Source organism: Acinetobacter sp. F-1 (assembly GCF_022869025.1).
Classification (GTDB): domain Bacteria; phylum Pseudomonadota; class Gammaproteobacteria; order Pseudomonadales; family Moraxellaceae; genus Acinetobacter; species Acinetobacter pseudolwoffii.
On sequence record NZ_JAJKFX010000009.1, the window covers coordinates 46,528 to 61,841 of the forward strand.

The 15,314-nt window shown below is 44.1% G+C and carries 17 protein-coding genes; 8 read left to right on the forward strand and 9 right to left on the reverse strand.

Annotated elements, in window-relative coordinates; translation table 11 throughout:
* Window positions 1-43 precede the first annotated feature (43 nt).
* Both LOZ91_RS09750 and LOZ91_RS09755 read right to left on the reverse strand, forming a co-directional pair.
* Window positions 44-1,162 carry an HPP family protein gene (locus LOZ91_RS09750; protein WP_005095404.1) on the reverse strand — a complete coding sequence of 373 codons (1,119 nt, stop codon included), beginning with the start codon at window positions 1,160-1,162 and terminating at the stop codon, window positions 44-46.
* Between the two features lie 233 nt (window positions 1,163-1,395).
* Window positions 1,396-2,238, reverse strand: a complete 843-nt coding sequence (locus tag LOZ91_RS09755) for a transglutaminase family protein (RefSeq protein WP_005172908.1) — start codon at window positions 2,236-2,238, stop codon at window positions 1,396-1,398.
* 313 nt (window positions 2,239-2,551) lie between these two features.
* Between LOZ91_RS09755 and glyQ the strand changes: the two genes are divergently transcribed.
* Together glyQ and glyS are read left to right on the forward strand one after the other, a co-directional pair.
* Window positions 2,552-3,535 (forward strand): glycine--tRNA ligase subunit alpha, encoded by a 984-nt coding sequence (glyQ, locus tag LOZ91_RS09760; RefSeq protein ID WP_005095400.1) that lies wholly within the window; start codon window positions 2,552-2,554, stop codon window positions 3,533-3,535.
* On the forward strand, window positions 3,535-5,604 hold the full coding sequence (gene glyS, locus LOZ91_RS09765) for a glycine--tRNA ligase subunit beta (protein WP_244783106.1): 2,070 nt from the start codon (window positions 3,535-3,537) through the stop codon (window positions 5,602-5,604). The genes glyQ and glyS overlap by 1 nt, the downstream gene beginning before the upstream one ends.
* A gap of 25 nt (window positions 5,605-5,629) precedes the next feature.
* On the opposite strand, the gene LOZ91_RS09770 is transcribed toward glyS, so the two are convergent.
* Window positions 5,630-6,679, reverse strand: coding sequence for a hypothetical protein (locus tag LOZ91_RS09770; protein WP_141667087.1), 1,050 nt, complete (start codon window positions 6,677-6,679; stop codon window positions 5,630-5,632).
* 11 nt (window positions 6,680-6,690) lie between these two features.
* Between LOZ91_RS09770 and LOZ91_RS09775 the strand changes: the two genes are divergently transcribed.
* Window positions 6,691-7,080 (forward strand): hypothetical protein, encoded by a 390-nt coding sequence (locus LOZ91_RS09775; protein ID WP_005095392.1) that lies wholly within the window; start codon window positions 6,691-6,693, stop codon window positions 7,078-7,080.
* Between the two features lie 226 nt (window positions 7,081-7,306).
* Window positions 7,307-7,801 carry a hypothetical protein gene (locus LOZ91_RS09780; protein WP_244783107.1) on the forward strand — a complete coding sequence of 165 codons (495 nt, stop codon included), beginning with the start codon at window positions 7,307-7,309 and terminating at the stop codon, window positions 7,799-7,801.
* A gap of 70 nt (window positions 7,802-7,871) precedes the next feature.
* Here LOZ91_RS09780 and LOZ91_RS09785 read toward each other — a convergent pair whose 3' ends face one another.
* The 3 genes from LOZ91_RS09785 to LOZ91_RS09795 all read right to left on the reverse strand — a co-directional run bounded on the left by LOZ91_RS09785 (window position 7,872) and on the right by LOZ91_RS09795 (window position 10,510).
* The gene (locus LOZ91_RS09785) at window positions 7,872-8,825 is read right to left on the reverse strand and encodes a 2-hydroxyacid dehydrogenase (RefSeq protein ID WP_100329301.1); all 954 of its coding nucleotides are present in this window, start codon (window positions 8,823-8,825) and stop codon (window positions 7,872-7,874) included.
* Between the two features lie 89 nt (window positions 8,826-8,914).
* Complete coding sequence (locus LOZ91_RS09790; RefSeq protein WP_005172920.1) at window positions 8,915-9,112, reverse strand: hypothetical protein; 198 nt, start codon at window positions 9,110-9,112, stop codon at window positions 8,915-8,917.
* 126 nt (window positions 9,113-9,238) lie between these two features.
* On the reverse strand, window positions 9,239-10,510 hold the full coding sequence (locus LOZ91_RS09795) for a hypothetical protein (RefSeq protein ID WP_244783108.1): 1,272 nt from the start codon (window positions 10,508-10,510) through the stop codon (window positions 9,239-9,241).
* Between the two features lie 113 nt (window positions 10,511-10,623).
* On the opposite strand from LOZ91_RS09795, the gene LOZ91_RS09800 reads away from it, so the two are divergent.
* Both LOZ91_RS09800 and LOZ91_RS09805 read left to right on the forward strand, forming a co-directional pair.
* Window positions 10,624-11,400: a class I SAM-dependent methyltransferase gene (locus tag LOZ91_RS09800; RefSeq protein WP_180185883.1), complete on the forward strand. Its 777-nt coding sequence runs from the start codon at window positions 10,624-10,626 to the stop codon at window positions 11,398-11,400.
* A gap of 15 nt (window positions 11,401-11,415) precedes the next feature.
* On the forward strand, window positions 11,416-11,997 hold the full coding sequence (locus tag LOZ91_RS09805) for a hypothetical protein (protein ID WP_180185884.1): 582 nt from the start codon (window positions 11,416-11,418) through the stop codon (window positions 11,995-11,997).
* A gap of 157 nt (window positions 11,998-12,154) precedes the next feature.
* On the opposite strand, the gene LOZ91_RS09810 is transcribed toward LOZ91_RS09805, so the two are convergent.
* Together LOZ91_RS09810 and LOZ91_RS09815 are read right to left on the reverse strand one after the other, a co-directional pair.
* Window positions 12,155-13,354, reverse strand: a complete 1,200-nt coding sequence (locus LOZ91_RS09810; RefSeq protein ID WP_100534763.1) for a TIGR03862 family flavoprotein — start codon at window positions 13,352-13,354, stop codon at window positions 12,155-12,157.
* A gap of 4 nt (window positions 13,355-13,358) precedes the next feature.
* Window positions 13,359-14,003 carry an SAM-dependent methyltransferase gene (locus LOZ91_RS09815; RefSeq protein WP_171063366.1) on the reverse strand — a complete coding sequence of 215 codons (645 nt, stop codon included), beginning with the start codon at window positions 14,001-14,003 and terminating at the stop codon, window positions 13,359-13,361.
* A gap of 85 nt (window positions 14,004-14,088) precedes the next feature.
* Here LOZ91_RS09815 and LOZ91_RS09820 point away from each other — a divergent pair, with 85 nt between their 5' ends.
* Both LOZ91_RS09820 and LOZ91_RS09825 read left to right on the forward strand, forming a co-directional pair.
* Complete coding sequence (locus tag LOZ91_RS09820; RefSeq protein WP_005095374.1) at window positions 14,089-14,262, forward strand: DNA gyrase inhibitor YacG; 174 nt, start codon at window positions 14,089-14,091, stop codon at window positions 14,260-14,262.
* 177 nt (window positions 14,263-14,439) lie between these two features.
* On the forward strand, window positions 14,440-14,622 hold the full coding sequence (locus LOZ91_RS09825) for a hypothetical protein (RefSeq protein ID WP_244783109.1): 183 nt from the start codon (window positions 14,440-14,442) through the stop codon (window positions 14,620-14,622).
* A 38-nt stretch (window positions 14,623-14,660) separates the two neighbouring features.
* On the opposite strand, the gene LOZ91_RS09830 is transcribed toward LOZ91_RS09825, so the two are convergent.
* Window positions 14,661-15,305 (reverse strand): MBL fold metallo-hydrolase, encoded by a 645-nt coding sequence (locus LOZ91_RS09830; protein WP_244783110.1) that lies wholly within the window; start codon window positions 15,303-15,305, stop codon window positions 14,661-14,663.
* Between the last annotated feature and the right edge of the window lie 9 nt (window positions 15,306-15,314).

A 15,314-nucleotide genomic window follows, 5' to 3' on the forward strand; every position in this document is an offset into this window, starting at 1 on the left:
CAAAGCAGATGCATTAAACTCAGATAATTTCTCTAAAATCATCTTATTCAGTTCTGCTTTTGATCTTAAGTTGATTGAGTTCCTGATTCAGTGCAGCAATGATATCGGCACGACTGATAATTCCCACCAGCTGTTGTTGACTGACCACCGGAATATAATTAAAAGAACGTTCAACAAAATAAGGCACCAGATCCTGAATCGGCTGGGTCGGCTGCACCGTGACGACTTTTAAGCTCATAATATGCCTGACCTGATCTTCCCAACTGCTGCGAATATCCGAAGCACGCTTAAACCATTCCACCACGTCATACATGGCCAAAGTGCCGACCAGTTTTTCTTCTGCATTGACCACGGGCAGGCTCATCAGGTTCATCTGTTTAAACTTGTCCAGCGCATGATGAATATTGTCATTTTCATGCAGCGTGACCACATCTTTGGTCATAATATCCTGACAAGTAAATTCATGCACCGCCCGCGCATTGGCAATATCCTGTGCTTCCAGAATAATCTTTTGCAGGTCATATTCACTGATATCCAGCAATTCTGTTTGCTGGTCTAGCACGTCCTGAATATCCTGCGGCTGAATGGTAACTTTCTGGGTCGGGGTTGGATCTTTAGAACGGGTATTCAGTTGCGCCTGCTGCGGATAGCTCTTGCCAATCATGCGGTTAAATACAATGGCGATGATCATCAGCAGCAGTGAATTTAAGAGCACCGGATAAAACACAAAGGCATAGCCCAGATCATGTACCGCATTTCCGCCCAAGACCGCAGTAATCGCGACCGCACCACTCGGGGGATGCAAGGAATCTGTGGTCATCATCAGCATAATCGACAGAGCGACGGCGACACTAAAAGCTTCAGTCGGATTGGCCATGAATAATGCGCAGGTTACGCCGACCACAGCCGCAATGGTATTCCCCACCATAATATTCCAGGGCTGTGCCAGAGGACTGGCCGGCACTGCAAACAGCAACACCGAAGACGCCCCCATCGGTGCAATATACCAGGCCTTAAAATCACCCAGAATCCACAAACTCAGCAATGAGGATACGGCCAAGCCGATCAGGGCACCGATGCCGCATAACAGACGGTCTTTGAGCGGAAGGACTTTGAAGTTTGGTTTTAAGGTATTGAGCCAGTCTAGATTTGAGTGAAACACAGTCTACCTGATTTACTTTTTATCGATTTTCCGCATTATAGAACCAAGCAGCCTTAAAGGTATATTTGTTTTATATCTTTTAATGCTGCAGGTATGCCTACTTTTTAGAAAAAAAATGTCGGCATGATTGCTCATCATCAAAATGGTTTTGAAGGGCTGAGGCTTTATACTTCATGCATATTCCAACAACATCGTGACTTACAATGAAGCTGATAAAACTGTTTAAAATCATGTTATTTTGCAGTAATTTCAGTGGGCTTTGATAGCGGATTTTCATCTGATTCAGATCGAATAATCGGCTCGATTTTAATCAGCTCGACCTCACCATAGAAGGTCGAAAATGCCACATCTCCGGCATCGATGCCAGTGCCAATCCGAATTAAATTTTCTACAGGCGCCAAACGGGTCGGATCAAACAGTACCCACCCACCCTCTAAATAAGCTTCAAAAATGGCGTGAAAATCGGGTAAAAACTTTTCGATTTCGACATAACCGACCACCATGCGTGCTGGAATGCCTAAAGCACGACACAGCGCAATACCTAAATGAGCAAAGTCACGACAGACGCCCGCCCGATGGATGAGCACATCTGTTGCAGTACTAAACTGATCCGTGCTGCCAGAAACATAAAATATATTGTTATAAATCCATTGTTCAATCGCTTTGACCCGCGCATAACCCGGCGTCATCCAGCCAAAGGACCGATTGGCCATTTCTGCAAATAAATCCGAATTACAGTAACGGCTGGCCAGCAAATAAGGCAGCACCGCATCAGGCAAATCCGGAATCAGCACTTCATTCAGATTATGCTGCGCATCTGCATTAATCACCGGATGACGTTCAACTGTCGCGTTATAGTGCACTTCAAAGACATCACAAGGTTGGACATGCAGACGTATATAACGATTTTGATGATTTAAATCCTGGAATTCACGCCATACGACAGGCATATTAAATGTCAATTGTTGTTCAAGAATAGTTTGATCGGAATGATGTGCCGCCTGAATCAGAAAAACAAATTCTGTGGTCTGGACAACCTTATATTTTAAATGACATTGAATTTGATAAGTGGTCATGAATTTCCTTATTTTTAAGCATTATTATATTGTGTGAATATTAAACTAATTTTAGGATGCTAATCGTATAAGATCAGTTGAGCTTTATAACGCTCCGGTTAATCGGATGCCATATATCTGATTTATTCTTGATTTTTAAGTTAGCCTCAATCGGCCAGTAAAGCTGAAATCACGACAGATGCATAGATGACTCTTCTTGTTTAAAGGTATTCTGGGTTTTTTCAAAAAAGGTTCCACACATTAACCCTTTGCCACTCCCCTGCAAAGTCCTTATAATTGAGCACAATTTTTCTCTAATTTTAAGTGGATGACCATGAGTCGCGCCATATCGCATATTGATACCTTCCAAGGCTTAATTCTTGCCTTACAAACTTACTGGGCGGAGCAAGGCTGTGTAATTTTACAGCCTTACGACATGGAAATGGGCGCAGGAACATTCCATACAGCGACTTTCCTTCGTGCTTTAGGGCCTGAAACCTGGAACGCAGCCTACGTTCAGCCGTCACGTCGTCCGAAAGATGGCCGTTATGGCGAAAACCCCAACCGTCTGCAACATTATTACCAATTCCAGGTGGTACTGAAGCCAAACCCGGACAACATCCAACAGCTCTACCTTGACTCGCTTAAAGCGATTGGGATCGACCCACTGGTACACGACATTCGTTTTGTCGAAGACAACTGGGAATCGCCAACCCTCGGCGCTTGGGGTCTAGGCTGGGAAGTCTGGCTCAACGGTATGGAAGTGACTCAGTTTACTTATTTCCAGCAAGTGGGCGGTGTTGAATGCTACCCAGTGACAGGCGAAATCACCTACGGTCTTGAGCGTCTTGCCATGTACTTGCAAGGTGTAGACTCGGTTTACGATTTAGTTTGGACCAAAGGTCAGTTCGGTACTGTGACCTATGGCGATGTGTTCCATCAAAATGAAGTTGAGCAGTCAACTTATAACTTTGAATATGCAAACGTTGAAAAAATGTTTGAGCTGTTCGATTTCTACGAAGCTGAAGCAACGCGTTTAATCGAAGCTGAACTGCCATTGCCTGCTTATGAGCAAGTGATTAAAGCATCACACTGCTTTAACTTATTAGATGCGCGTGGCGCGATTTCGGTGACTGAACGTCAACGTTATATTTTACGTGTGCGTACTTTGGCACGTGCCATTGCAAATAGCTATGTAGCAGCGCGTGCGAAATTGGGCTTCCCGATGGCTGAACCTGAGCTTCGTGATGAAGTTTTAGCGCAGTTAAAAGCACAAGTTGAAGCGGAAGCAAAAGTTGAATCTAAGGAGAGCAAATAATGTCTAAACATACCGTTTTGTTCGAATTAGGCTGTGAAGAACTTCCACCGAAAAGCCTTAAAAAATTACGTGATGCATTGCAAGCAGAAACCGTAAAAGGCTTAAAAGATGCTGGTCTTGCTTTTGATTCTATCGAAGCCTATGCAGCACCACGTCGTTTAGCATTAAAAATTACCAATGTTGATGGCGCGCAAGCTGACACGCAAAAACGTTTCGACGGCCCTGCAAAGCAAGCAGCCTTTGATGCGGAAGGCAACCCAACCAAAGCGCTTGAAGGCTTTATGCGTGGTCAAGGCATCACGGTTGATCAAGTATCGACTTTCCAAGCCGGTAAAGTTGAAAAAGTGTGCTACCTAAAAGATGTCAAAGGCCAAAGCCTTGATGCACTTTTACCACAAATTTTACAAAATGCATTAGACAACCTGCCAATTGCAAAACGCATGCGTTCTGCGGCGAGCCGTACTGAATTTGTACGTCCTGTGAAATGGGTGGTATTGCTTAAAGACAACGACATTGTTGATGCAACCATTCAAGATCACAAAGCAGCTAACGTGACTTTCGGTCATCGTTTCCATGCACCTGAAGCAATCACTTTAACGCATGCTGACGAATACTTAGCGAAATTAAAAGCAGCGCATGTTGTGGCTTCTTTTGAAGAACGTCAAGCCATTATCGACCAACAAGTGAAAGCGTTGGCTGATGAAGTCAATGCCATTGCAATTGTACCAAGTGACCTTCGTGACGAAGTAACAGCATTGGTTGAATGGCCTGTTGCGCTTCGTGCAAGCTTTGAAGAACGCTTCCTTGCTGTTCCTCAAGAAGCGTTGATCACGACCATGCAGGACAACCAAAAGTACTTCTGCTTAGTGAACAGCGACAATAAACTTCAACCGTACTTCATTACGGTGTCTAACATTGAGTCGAAAGACCCGACACAAATTATTGAAGGTAACGAGAAAGTGGTTCGTCCACGTTTGTCGGATGCTGAATTCTTCTTCCTGCAAGACCAAAAACAACCGCTTGCTTCTCGTAAAGAGAAATTGGCGAACATGGTGTTCCAAGCAGAATTGGGCACGCTTTGGAACAAGTCTGAACGTATTGCAAAATTGGCTGTTGCTTTAGCGCCTATTACGGGTGCAAATGCTCAAGACGCTGAAAAAGCAGCGCTTCTTGCAAAATGTGACTTAACCTCTGAACTTGTGGGTGAGTTCCCTGAACTTCAAGGGATCGCAGGGACTTACTACGCACGTCTTGAAGGCGAAAATGATGAAGTTGCTGAGTCTTTAGGCGAGCAGTATTTACCTAAATTCGCGGGTGACGTTTTACCGAAAACCAAAACAGGTACAACCATTGCCCTTGCGGATCGTTTAGATACTTTGACGGGTATTTTTGGTATTGGTCAAGCGCCTACAGGCTCTAAAGACCCGTTTGCACTGCGTCGTTCTGCAATTGGTATTTTGCGTCTTGTGACTGAAAATGAACTTGATGTGTCGATTGAAAACCTGATCAAACTTGCTTTAGCTGCTTATGGCGATGTATTGAAAGATCACGACAAGACTTTAAATGATGCAGTTGCATTCCTTGAAGGCCGTTACCGTGCGAAATACGAAGACCAAGGCGTAGCTGTTGATGTGATTCAAGCTGTTCAAGCCTTGTCACCAAAATCTCCACTTGATTTTGACAAGCGTGTAAATGCGGTCAATCACTTCCGCGCGCTTCCTGAAGCTGCTGCACTTGCTGCTGCCAACAAACGTGTTGCCAACATTCTTGCCAAAGAAGCTGCACCTGAAGGTGCTGTGGTTGAAGCAAACCTGGTTGAAGATGCTGAAAAAGCATTGTTCGCTGAACTTGCGAAAATCACGCCTGTGGTTGAGCCGTTATTCGCTGCCAAAGACTACACTGCTGCGTTATCTGCACTTGCTGCACTTCGTGCGCCAGTCGATGCTTTCTTTGACGGTGTAATGGTGATGGCTGATGATGCTGACTTGAAAGCAAACCGTTTACGTATGCTTGCTCAGCTGCGTGATTTGTTTACGAAAGTCGCTGATATTTCAGTGTTACAGCACTAAGTTCCGATTTAATAAAAAACCCGCTTTAAAGCGGGTTTTTTATTTCATACTTTTCATCAATTTCAGCCATTAAGCTTTTGAAATAGTCATTTTTTTCATTAAGATAAAAATTATATATTCGTCCAGCTCGTTCATCATTGCTCCGCATTGCTTTTCTCATTAACTCGATTGCAACTAGATAATCTTCAATTTCATTAAACCAATATTCACCATGTAATAATCGATTTTCTAAAGATTGTTTTAACGCTAAATATTCTCTCTGGATATTATCTAAAGCTGTATAAGCAAATAGTTTATTCTGCTCATCATAAATACTATGAATTTTTTCAAACCAATAAGAAATTGGCAACAAGCCAACTAATTTTTCATTTTCAAATTTCTTTTTAACTTCATTTTCCATAATAATTATTTCTTTATTCAGTCTTCTCAAGAGAACAATTGCTTCATCTAATTGCTTCTTGAGTAACTCATAAATAGAAATTTCTTCATAAACTGTATCTTCTTTCTTTTTAGAATATCTCAACAAGTCAAAACCAGATTTATTAATTGTGATACGAGAAATAAAATTATTAAATTCATCCTTATCTTTTTCGCTTCTTCCTCCTTCATTATTTAGGATTGTGTGCCCAATCGAAGCATTCCGAACCTTACGGATCTTTTTCAACTCACTATTTGCTTCCCATTGAACTTTGAATACTTCATATAGATGCTTCAAGCTATCTTGTTGAAGAATGAAACATTGTAAAATTCCATAGCAATGAATGTATTTAAGCCCTGTTTCTTTAGGAAACTCCGTTTGCAGATAATCCTTAAAGGCTAAGGATGTGTCTCCTAACACATCTAAAGCACTGCATAGCATCCACCATCTGTGCTTATCATTTAATAATTGGTAATGAAGAACTCCACAATTAATATAATTACGCAGCTGATTTTCTAAATTTTCTATTTGATCTAAAGAGTCTAGTAGATGATCCATACTTATATCTATACGGGTAGAGTATTCTTTAAAATTAGTTTTCAAATCATAGGCAATTTCATCTGAATTGCCTATACTCAACCTAACAACACTCAACAAGAAAGAATCATATGAAATTTAAAGCTCTTATTTTGACGGGTCTTGCGAGTATCGCAGTTACAGCTTGTACATCTGCACCAAAAATCCCGCAGCTTGAAGTTGGCGTCTTACAGGAAGTACAAAACCTCGAAGTATCTCCAGAAACCACCAACAACAAGGCAAAACTGACCAAGTTCCTCGACAAATGCGTGATTGAATTTACCGGCGATCTTGGCAATAACCGTGTCGTTGAACAATGGTCATTTAAAGGCCTTACCCTGATGGATGCAGGTTCAGCAACTTTCCAGCGCGACGGCACCAGCACTGCACAAAAGTTTGATCTACATGCCAAAAATGTACAAAAAAACTTTATTTCACTCCGCCATCACTTTGCCAAAGATGCATTAACTCAATGTGACTAAGCATCCTGCCCTGTTTTTATTCAGAAAATGGGGCAATTCTTTATCTAAAATAAATAAAAACCGGTTTCATATCTCACCGCGCCGTCTTTCATTACAAAAAAGCTAAATTGTACTTCTTGGAAGTGCTCACGAATCCATCAGATCTTCATTGTTTTCGTGAAATTATCCGCTACACTCAAAATCAAACAAAAGATCGCTATTTGACTACTTCGAGGTCGATCACATTATGATGATGAAAAAAGCTATTATTCTCGGCACTGCATTTTTAATCTGCATTCCGGTATTGACACAAGCTGCAACCGAATCAGAAGCACAAACCAGCAAACCTATTGTGCCATATGGCACCAATCCAAATCTTTTGCATGTCTTTGCCTATAAAGCTCAGGAAGGCGTCATCAATACCGCAGAAAAAGTCGGTGAAGTGACTGAAAAAGGCATTGCCAAAGTCAAACCAGGTGTAGATCGTGCTTGGGGAAATACCAAGGCAGCGGCTTCAGAAACCGCACAAAAAGTCGATCAGGGAGCTACGCAAGCAGCCCAACAAACCAATCAGAAAATCCAGCAAACCAAAGAAGTGTGGCGCGCCAACCCTCAACAAGCAGCACCGATTGTGCAACAGCCTTTGAGTGAATCCTCTGCGCCTCAGCAAACCACAACACCACAGATGCAACCTCAATCCGGTTCCGGCACTGCCACCAGCTATGCAGTGACTGATTTATAAGAAAAGCCCGTCATGGGCTTTTTATTTATCTTTCAGCAAAAAATACTCACTTCAAGAGAAGGGTTAAAAATCAATTCACCTGCCGTATCGGCTGGCCATTTTTAAAAGCTTCAATATTTTCGACCATCTGATTCACAATGCGCTGCCGTGCATCAACACTGCCCCAGGCATTATGCGGCGTCACAATCAGGTTTGGAATTGTAGCATCAAGCAGGACATTGCCTTCTTTCGGTGGCTCAACCGTTAAAACATCGGTCGCTGCACCGGCAATCTGACCCTCACGCAGCGCCTGCGCCAAGGCTGCTTCATCGACAATTCCGCCACGCGCACAGTTAATTAAAAATGCGCTTGGCTTCATGGCTTCGAGTTCAGCATGACTGATCAAATGCCGGGTGTCTTCAGTGAGTGGACAATGCAGACTGAGAAAATCAACTTGAGCAAGCAACTCGGCAAATGCTACACGGGATGCATCTGCTGGACGGTTTGGCAGCGCCGCAATCAGAACTTTCATGCCAAAAGCTTCAGCCAGTTTCGCCACCGCATGGCCCAGTTCACCATAACCGACAATGCCCAGTGTTTTTCCGGCCAGCTCGACAATTGGCGCATCCAGCAAACAGAATTGTGAAGATTTTTGCCACTGGCCTTGTTGTAGCGCATGTTGATAAGACAGAAATGAAGTGGCCAGATTGAGCATTAACATTAAAGTATGTTGTGCAACCGCAGACGTTCCATAGGCCTGACAGTTACAGACCACAATGCCACGTGCTTTGGCTGCTGCCAGATCGACATTATTGCTGCCGGTCGCAGAAATCAGGATCAGTTTCAGTTCAGGACATTGCTGAATGGTCGCAGCATCAATCAGTACTTTATTGCTAATAATGACCTCAACCTCGGCCACACGGGAAGCAATCTCGGCCGCCGAAGTCGTTGGATACAACACAAGCGGATCAAAGGCTGCATGCAGTGCCTGAAAGTCCAAATCCTGTTGGTCTAGAGAAGCATAGTCTAAATAAACGGCTTTCATGGCTGTTCCCTCAATCCTGTTGAACCATTGATCTTTATCATTTAAAACAAGTCATTGAGGCTTTTCAAGCAGTTTCCGCTCTGCCAATCTTAATCTAGCGGTTTATCGAGATGATTGCGCAATGAACGCCGGATTTTATAGATCACATACACCGCCAGAATGATCATGAAAATAATCGATGCACTCATCATAATCACGGCTGGATGTACACTTTCTGCATGTGCCAGATTGGGCAGCGCTAAACCGACCATGAAACAGACTTGTATCATCTGGGCAGATTGCATCATATAGAGACCCCCTGGTTCGTTTCAACTATCGGGAGCAGTACGGGTGGATATTATTTGTACCGCCTATCTCTATATTATGCCTAGCCAATCACATGTCAAGTAATTGTTTTTTATTAAAAAATAAAGCTAGTTTATCTCATTGTGCGTCACAAACTGCGTATTTTTGTCACTTTCATCGATAAAGGCCGCAGCGCCATACTCATTGGTACTTAAATTCAAGTGCTTATAGCTGAACACATAATAATCGCTATAACGTTTCATGAGAATCGGGTGCATGCCCAGACTGAGTTCATCCTGCTCCTTGATCAGTTTCATGACATGCCGGTCATTCATCACCACCAGATAACGCTCATCATTCAAGCTGATGCTCAATAGGCCATTGCCTTTGGCATAAATCGGAATCAGGAATTTATGGTTCAGGGCAATCGCGCCTTCTGCATAACTTTCGATTTTATGACTGATGACATTAAATACCAGACCATGTCCATATTGATCCAGAAGCAACTGACGATTTTCCTGCGGCAAATTCACATGAATGCCAAGCTTGAGCAGGTCATGCTGATCGACCTGTTTATTTCGCAATAATTCTCTTAAGATCACCTGTTTCTGGCTGGCATCAAAAAACTGATTATCCAGTTGCAGATCATTATTTTTCAGGATACGCCCCAAGGCCATACGATGGCGTGGCAAGACATTTTCAATGACTTTGCGATAATAGAACTTGCTGTTTTTCTTGACCCGACGCATTTTCTGGTAAAAATAACTCGGTTCGTAATCATGTACCAAAAAGTCATACAGCAATTCGGAACTGGCCAGAACGGCAATGGCATCATGTCCGGTAAATGGCAAATGCAGCACATGATGCTGCGGAATCAGGGCCTGTAATTTCAGATAATGCGCACGGTCTTCGGCACAATACGGATCATAGACAATAATATATTCGCACGTGCTATCGATATCTTCGGCTTCAACCCGCATTCCTGCATTCAGCTCTGGTTGATAGAACATATTATAGCGGGCATCGTGTACATCATCCGGATTGATCGAATATTGCGGCACCATCGCCACCACGCGCTGCACGCCTAAGGCGCGGGAATACTTGATCGCGGCATAGCCACCCATCGAGCCACCATAGGCAACCCGCTGCTGAAACGGCGCAATCAGTTCAGCCACTGCCTTTAACATGTTCCACATGGAACCTTGCGGGAACCAGGACTTGTGCTTGGGCATAATACCCAGAACATTGAACTCGAATTTCTGTAGCGACTTTTCTGCATTGATGTTGAGGCCCTTGGCACGGGTAATCAAATCGCCAAATGAAAAAATCAATTCTGAAGATGACCCCGGCATAAAAATCGCGCGTATATGCTCATCTTCAAAAACAATCTGCTTGTCCATAACTTTCCCGTGCTGGTAAATCGAACCCTTCCACAACAATTCAATCAATGAATGCTGTCAAAAAAGTGAATATGCTATTTTATATCGATCAAAAAGATTAAAAAGCGCAAAATATGACACAATCATTACATCCGGCAGCAAAACGGGGTTTTAGTGCATCTGCCGAGCTGTATCAGCAAGTGCGTCCCGATTATCCGGCAGAGATCAGTCAGTGGCTGGCCGATACTTTGACTTTGCCTGTCGATGCGCGTCTTTTGGATTTGGGCAGTGGGACCGGCAAGTTTATTCCTTATTTACGCCCGCTCAGTAAAAACATCATCGCTGTCGATCCGGTTGCGGAAATGCTGGCACAATTAAAACTGGCCCATCCGGACATTGAGGCTGTTGAAGGCCTGAGCCATCAACTCCCCTTGCCTGATCATAGCCTGAATGCGGTATTTTGTGCACAGTCATTTCACTGGTTTGCGAATGCAGAGACCTTACAGGAACTCAACCGAGTCCTAAAACCCGATGCTTATCTGGTTCTGGTCTGGAATCAGCGGGATACCCGGGTAGCCTGGGTTCAGGCACTGGCAGAGTGTATCGCCCCATTAGAAGGTGATACCCCGCGTTATCATAGCGGAGCGTGGCGCAAGGTGTTTGAACAACAAACCCTGTTTCAGCCGTATGCAGAAACCAGCATGACCCGGCAACACCATGGCAGTGTGGAGCAGGTGGTATCAAAACGGCTACTCTCGACCAGCTTTATTGCAGCCATGCCGGCATCCCGGCAAGCACAGCTCAAACAACAGTTTGAACAGATTATCTGGGACTATACAGCCAAAGGTATAGAGGAAATGATTTATTTTCCTTATATTACCCATATATACGTATTTAAAAAAACTAATTAAAAACAGGAGTCAATCATGCATAAAATATCAGGAATGACACGCACTGCCCTGTTTGCAGCAGTCATGCTGCTCATGGCATGTGACCAGAAAACATCGGAAAGTACCGAACCGGCTGCAGACAGTACGGCTTCAGATCAGGTGATGCAGGAACTGAAAACCGAGCCGCTGAAAGACTTTCCCAAAACCACTGATGATCCACATGATATTGCAGTACTGACCGATTATGAGCAACGTTTTCAGGAAATGAGTGCGGAGCTGGAAAAAGAATTAAACAGCATGCGTGATGAAGATAGCTTGAGTCCGGAGTTTATTCAGCAACGCCAGCGCGATCATGTACAGTCAGCCCTGAATATGCTGAAGGATTTAGAACTGAAAACCGAACAGGGCCGTTATATTCAGGGCATGATGTATCAATATTGGCAACATCAGGACAAATTGGTAAATAGTCCTGAGACTCAAACCAAAACAGTGAATGAGGCCAGTGAAAGTGTCAAAGGTTTAGGGAAATATCTGCATGCGCAAGAGCAACTAGAACGCTGGCGTTCGCAATATCCGGATCTGAATGCCAACACAGCACCTGCCCGCCCAGCCAGTTAATTCCATGGAGCTCATTGCTTGCACCCAGCTTGACTAAAATACACAGCGAATATCTAAGCTCAATGGGTGCATACAGGCACCTTGAATAAGCATGATACTGTCCAGGCTTGGTCTGCATTTCAGAATAAGGGCTTTTTCTCCCTCAGCATAAAATGACTTAGCTGGCCTTTAGGAACTGATGCACCCCTTGACCTGCCGCCCGGCCTGTAGCAAAACAGGCTGTCAGCAGATAACCTCCAGTCGGTGCATCCCAGTCCAGCATTTCCCCACAAAGAAATACATACGGATTGGATTTAAGTTGGAGCTGTTCCGACAGCACTTCACGCTTGACCCCACCTGCACAGCTAATCGCTTCTTCAATCGGACGAAAGCCTGTAAGTGGAATGGTCAAATGTTTTATCTGCTTGGCTAATTCAGCAGCATCTTGCCACCAAGTCTTGGCCACCAGTTCACGCACCAAAGCCGCTTTGGCACCATCCAATCCGGCTTTACGCCAAACATTGCTTAAAGACTGCTTCTTAGTCGGCTGTAATTTTTTCGCCAATTGCCCCACACTTTGGTCAGGAAATAAATCCAGACTCAGTTGCATTTGCTGACCTTGTTTTAGCTGTTCGCGTAAACCTCTTCCCTGCTTATAAATCAAACCACTTTCAAGCCCATAATGACTGATCACAATGTCACCCGTGGTTTTTTCACCTTGCCCGACCCAGGCTTCTACACGTTTTAAAGGCTGACCAAAGACTGGCTGCATGAACTTGGACCATGGATATTCCACCCCGGCATTACTGGCCTGAAAAGCCTCAATCTCATCGGGTTTTAACCAGGCTTGCCATGCGCCGTCACTGCCCAGTTCTGACCAGGATATTGCGCCACAGGCCAAAATAATTGCATCAAATTTTTCAGTGCGAAGTTCATTATTTTTTAGATCGTGCAGCTCAAGCTGTTGCTGATGCAGGCGGCTGACTTTATGCCGGTAATGAAACTGGATGCCATGACTGGCCAAGCGCTTGAGCCAGGCACGCAGCAAGGGAGCAGCTTTCATCTCTGTGGGAAATACCCGACCGGATGAACCAATATAAGGCTCAATGCCTAGTTCCTGCATCCAGTTTTGAATCCAGACAGCATCCCACTGTTTGACCCATGGCGACAACCAGTCCACCTGATCATAACGCTGCACAAATTGCTCAACCGGTTCCGCATGAGAGATATTCAGGCCGGTTTTGCCTGCCATCAAAAATTTACGTGCAGCAGACGGTTTTTGCTCATAGACGTGCAGCTCATAATCAAACTGACTAAGGACTTCTGCGGCCATTAACCCGGCAGGGCCAGCGCCAACAATGGCAATACGTTTGCTCATCTGATTATTCCGCGATGCTAGCATTCTGCCCTTGCAAAGGCTGGAAATCATCAAACCGTGTCACATAAGCTTCAGGTTTAGTAATAATAAGTTGCTGACACAATTCCCCACGTTCCAGATATTTAATTTCAAAATGAGTGCGTGCTGAATCCTGGGCAATGACTTCTTTAATAAAAGGTAATTTCCACAGTTGTTCCGCCTGCTGTTCTGCTTCTTCGATATAAGCAGGAATATTACTGGCCAGTGTAATGGTTCCACCCGTCTTTAAACGGGAAAGTAAAAACTCAAAAAATGGCATATTGACCCAGCGCTGCGCCGGATTATGCGGTTCCGGATTTGGATACAAAATAAAGAATTGTTCTACCTGCTCTGGATACAATGCATGCACGATCCACGGCAAAGCATCGGCATGAACGGTCTGTAAATTGGCCTGACCTTCAATCCCGTGCTGTTTTTGCATGGCCAGGAATTTTTCGCGGGTACGTTCAATCGCAATCAGTTGAGTATCGGGGTGGGTCTTGGTAAATAACAAAGCATGTTTGCCTTTACCCGCCCCGACTTCGATGCAGACCGCTTCAGGACTGATGCTTTGAAAATCACGGGGTGCATGCATACGCTGTGCTTGAAATTGACGAATCGGCATAATCAGATCAAACTAATAAAAACCGCATAAGTCTACCAAGTGCGGCTATATTTGCCTAATCGAAGCTTTATTTTTTCTTTGGAGTTGCCTTATGCCCACTACTTTAAACTGTCCGCGCTGTGGCAAACTGACCACCTGGGAAGAAAATGATTTCCGTCCTTTCTGCTCAGAACGCTGCAAGATGATTGATTTAGGGGCATGGGCCAATGAAGAATATAGCTTGCCCACTCAAGATGCACCACAGGCGGACACTTCTGAGGATTAGAATATCTTCAGGTTAAATATTGCTTCTTCTAAAACTGGAATTATGTAAAAAGTTAGCTAAAAATTCACATGAAGTCCATAAAATTACCAAGAAAAGGCAACATGAAGTAACACCATTGTGCATGCCTGAGTATTATTGTTCTACTCTAAATTTTCACATTATTTTTAGAGCAATAATATGGGTTATATTATTTTAAAAGTCATATTAGTTGGAGTGGGTCTGCTGGCTCTTCTGTCTCTAGGGGTCGGTATTTTCCAACAAGATAGCTTATTTATCGTATTGAGTGTGCTTCTTGCCTTTATGGCCTGGCTGATTCACATGCAAACCCGTCAATTTGGCAGTGATCCATTTTCAAAATAAAAGACCAGGACTGCCTGGCCTTTTATTTCCTTGCATATTTAACCAGCTTTACCTGCAACAAAGGGATTATGCTGCTTTTCAAAACCAATCGTGCTAATTGGCCCATGTCCTGAAATGAATTGGGTTTCATCCGGCAGGCTGAAACATTCACGCTGAATCGAATCCAAGAGCTGCTGATGATCGCCACGCGGGAAATCCGTACGGCCAATCGAGCCTTTAAACAGCACATCGCCCGTCCATAACAGGGCATGATTGCTATTATAAAACATCACATGGCCCGGGGTATGCCCTGGCGCGAAACGCACCTCAAATTCTTCATTACCGAGCTTCAGTATTTCCCCCCCTTCCAGCCATTGTGTCACTTCAACTTTTTCTGGAATAGGAAAACCATAACGCGCTGAAACCTCCTGAATCATGTCCAGCCAGAAAGCATCTTCCTTATGTGGACCAATAACCGGTACATTCCAGGCCTGTTTCAAGGCCCCTACCGCACCGGCATGATCCAGATGGCCATGCGTCAACCATAAAGCTTTCACGGTTAAGCCCAAAGCCTCAACCTCTGCTTTGAGTTTCTCAGCTTCGCCGCCCGCATCAATCAAAATGGCTTCTTTGGTGTCCGCATCCCAAACGATCGAACAGTTTTGCTGAAATGCAGTAACCGGAACAATTTTGACTTGTAACATAGGGCAAAA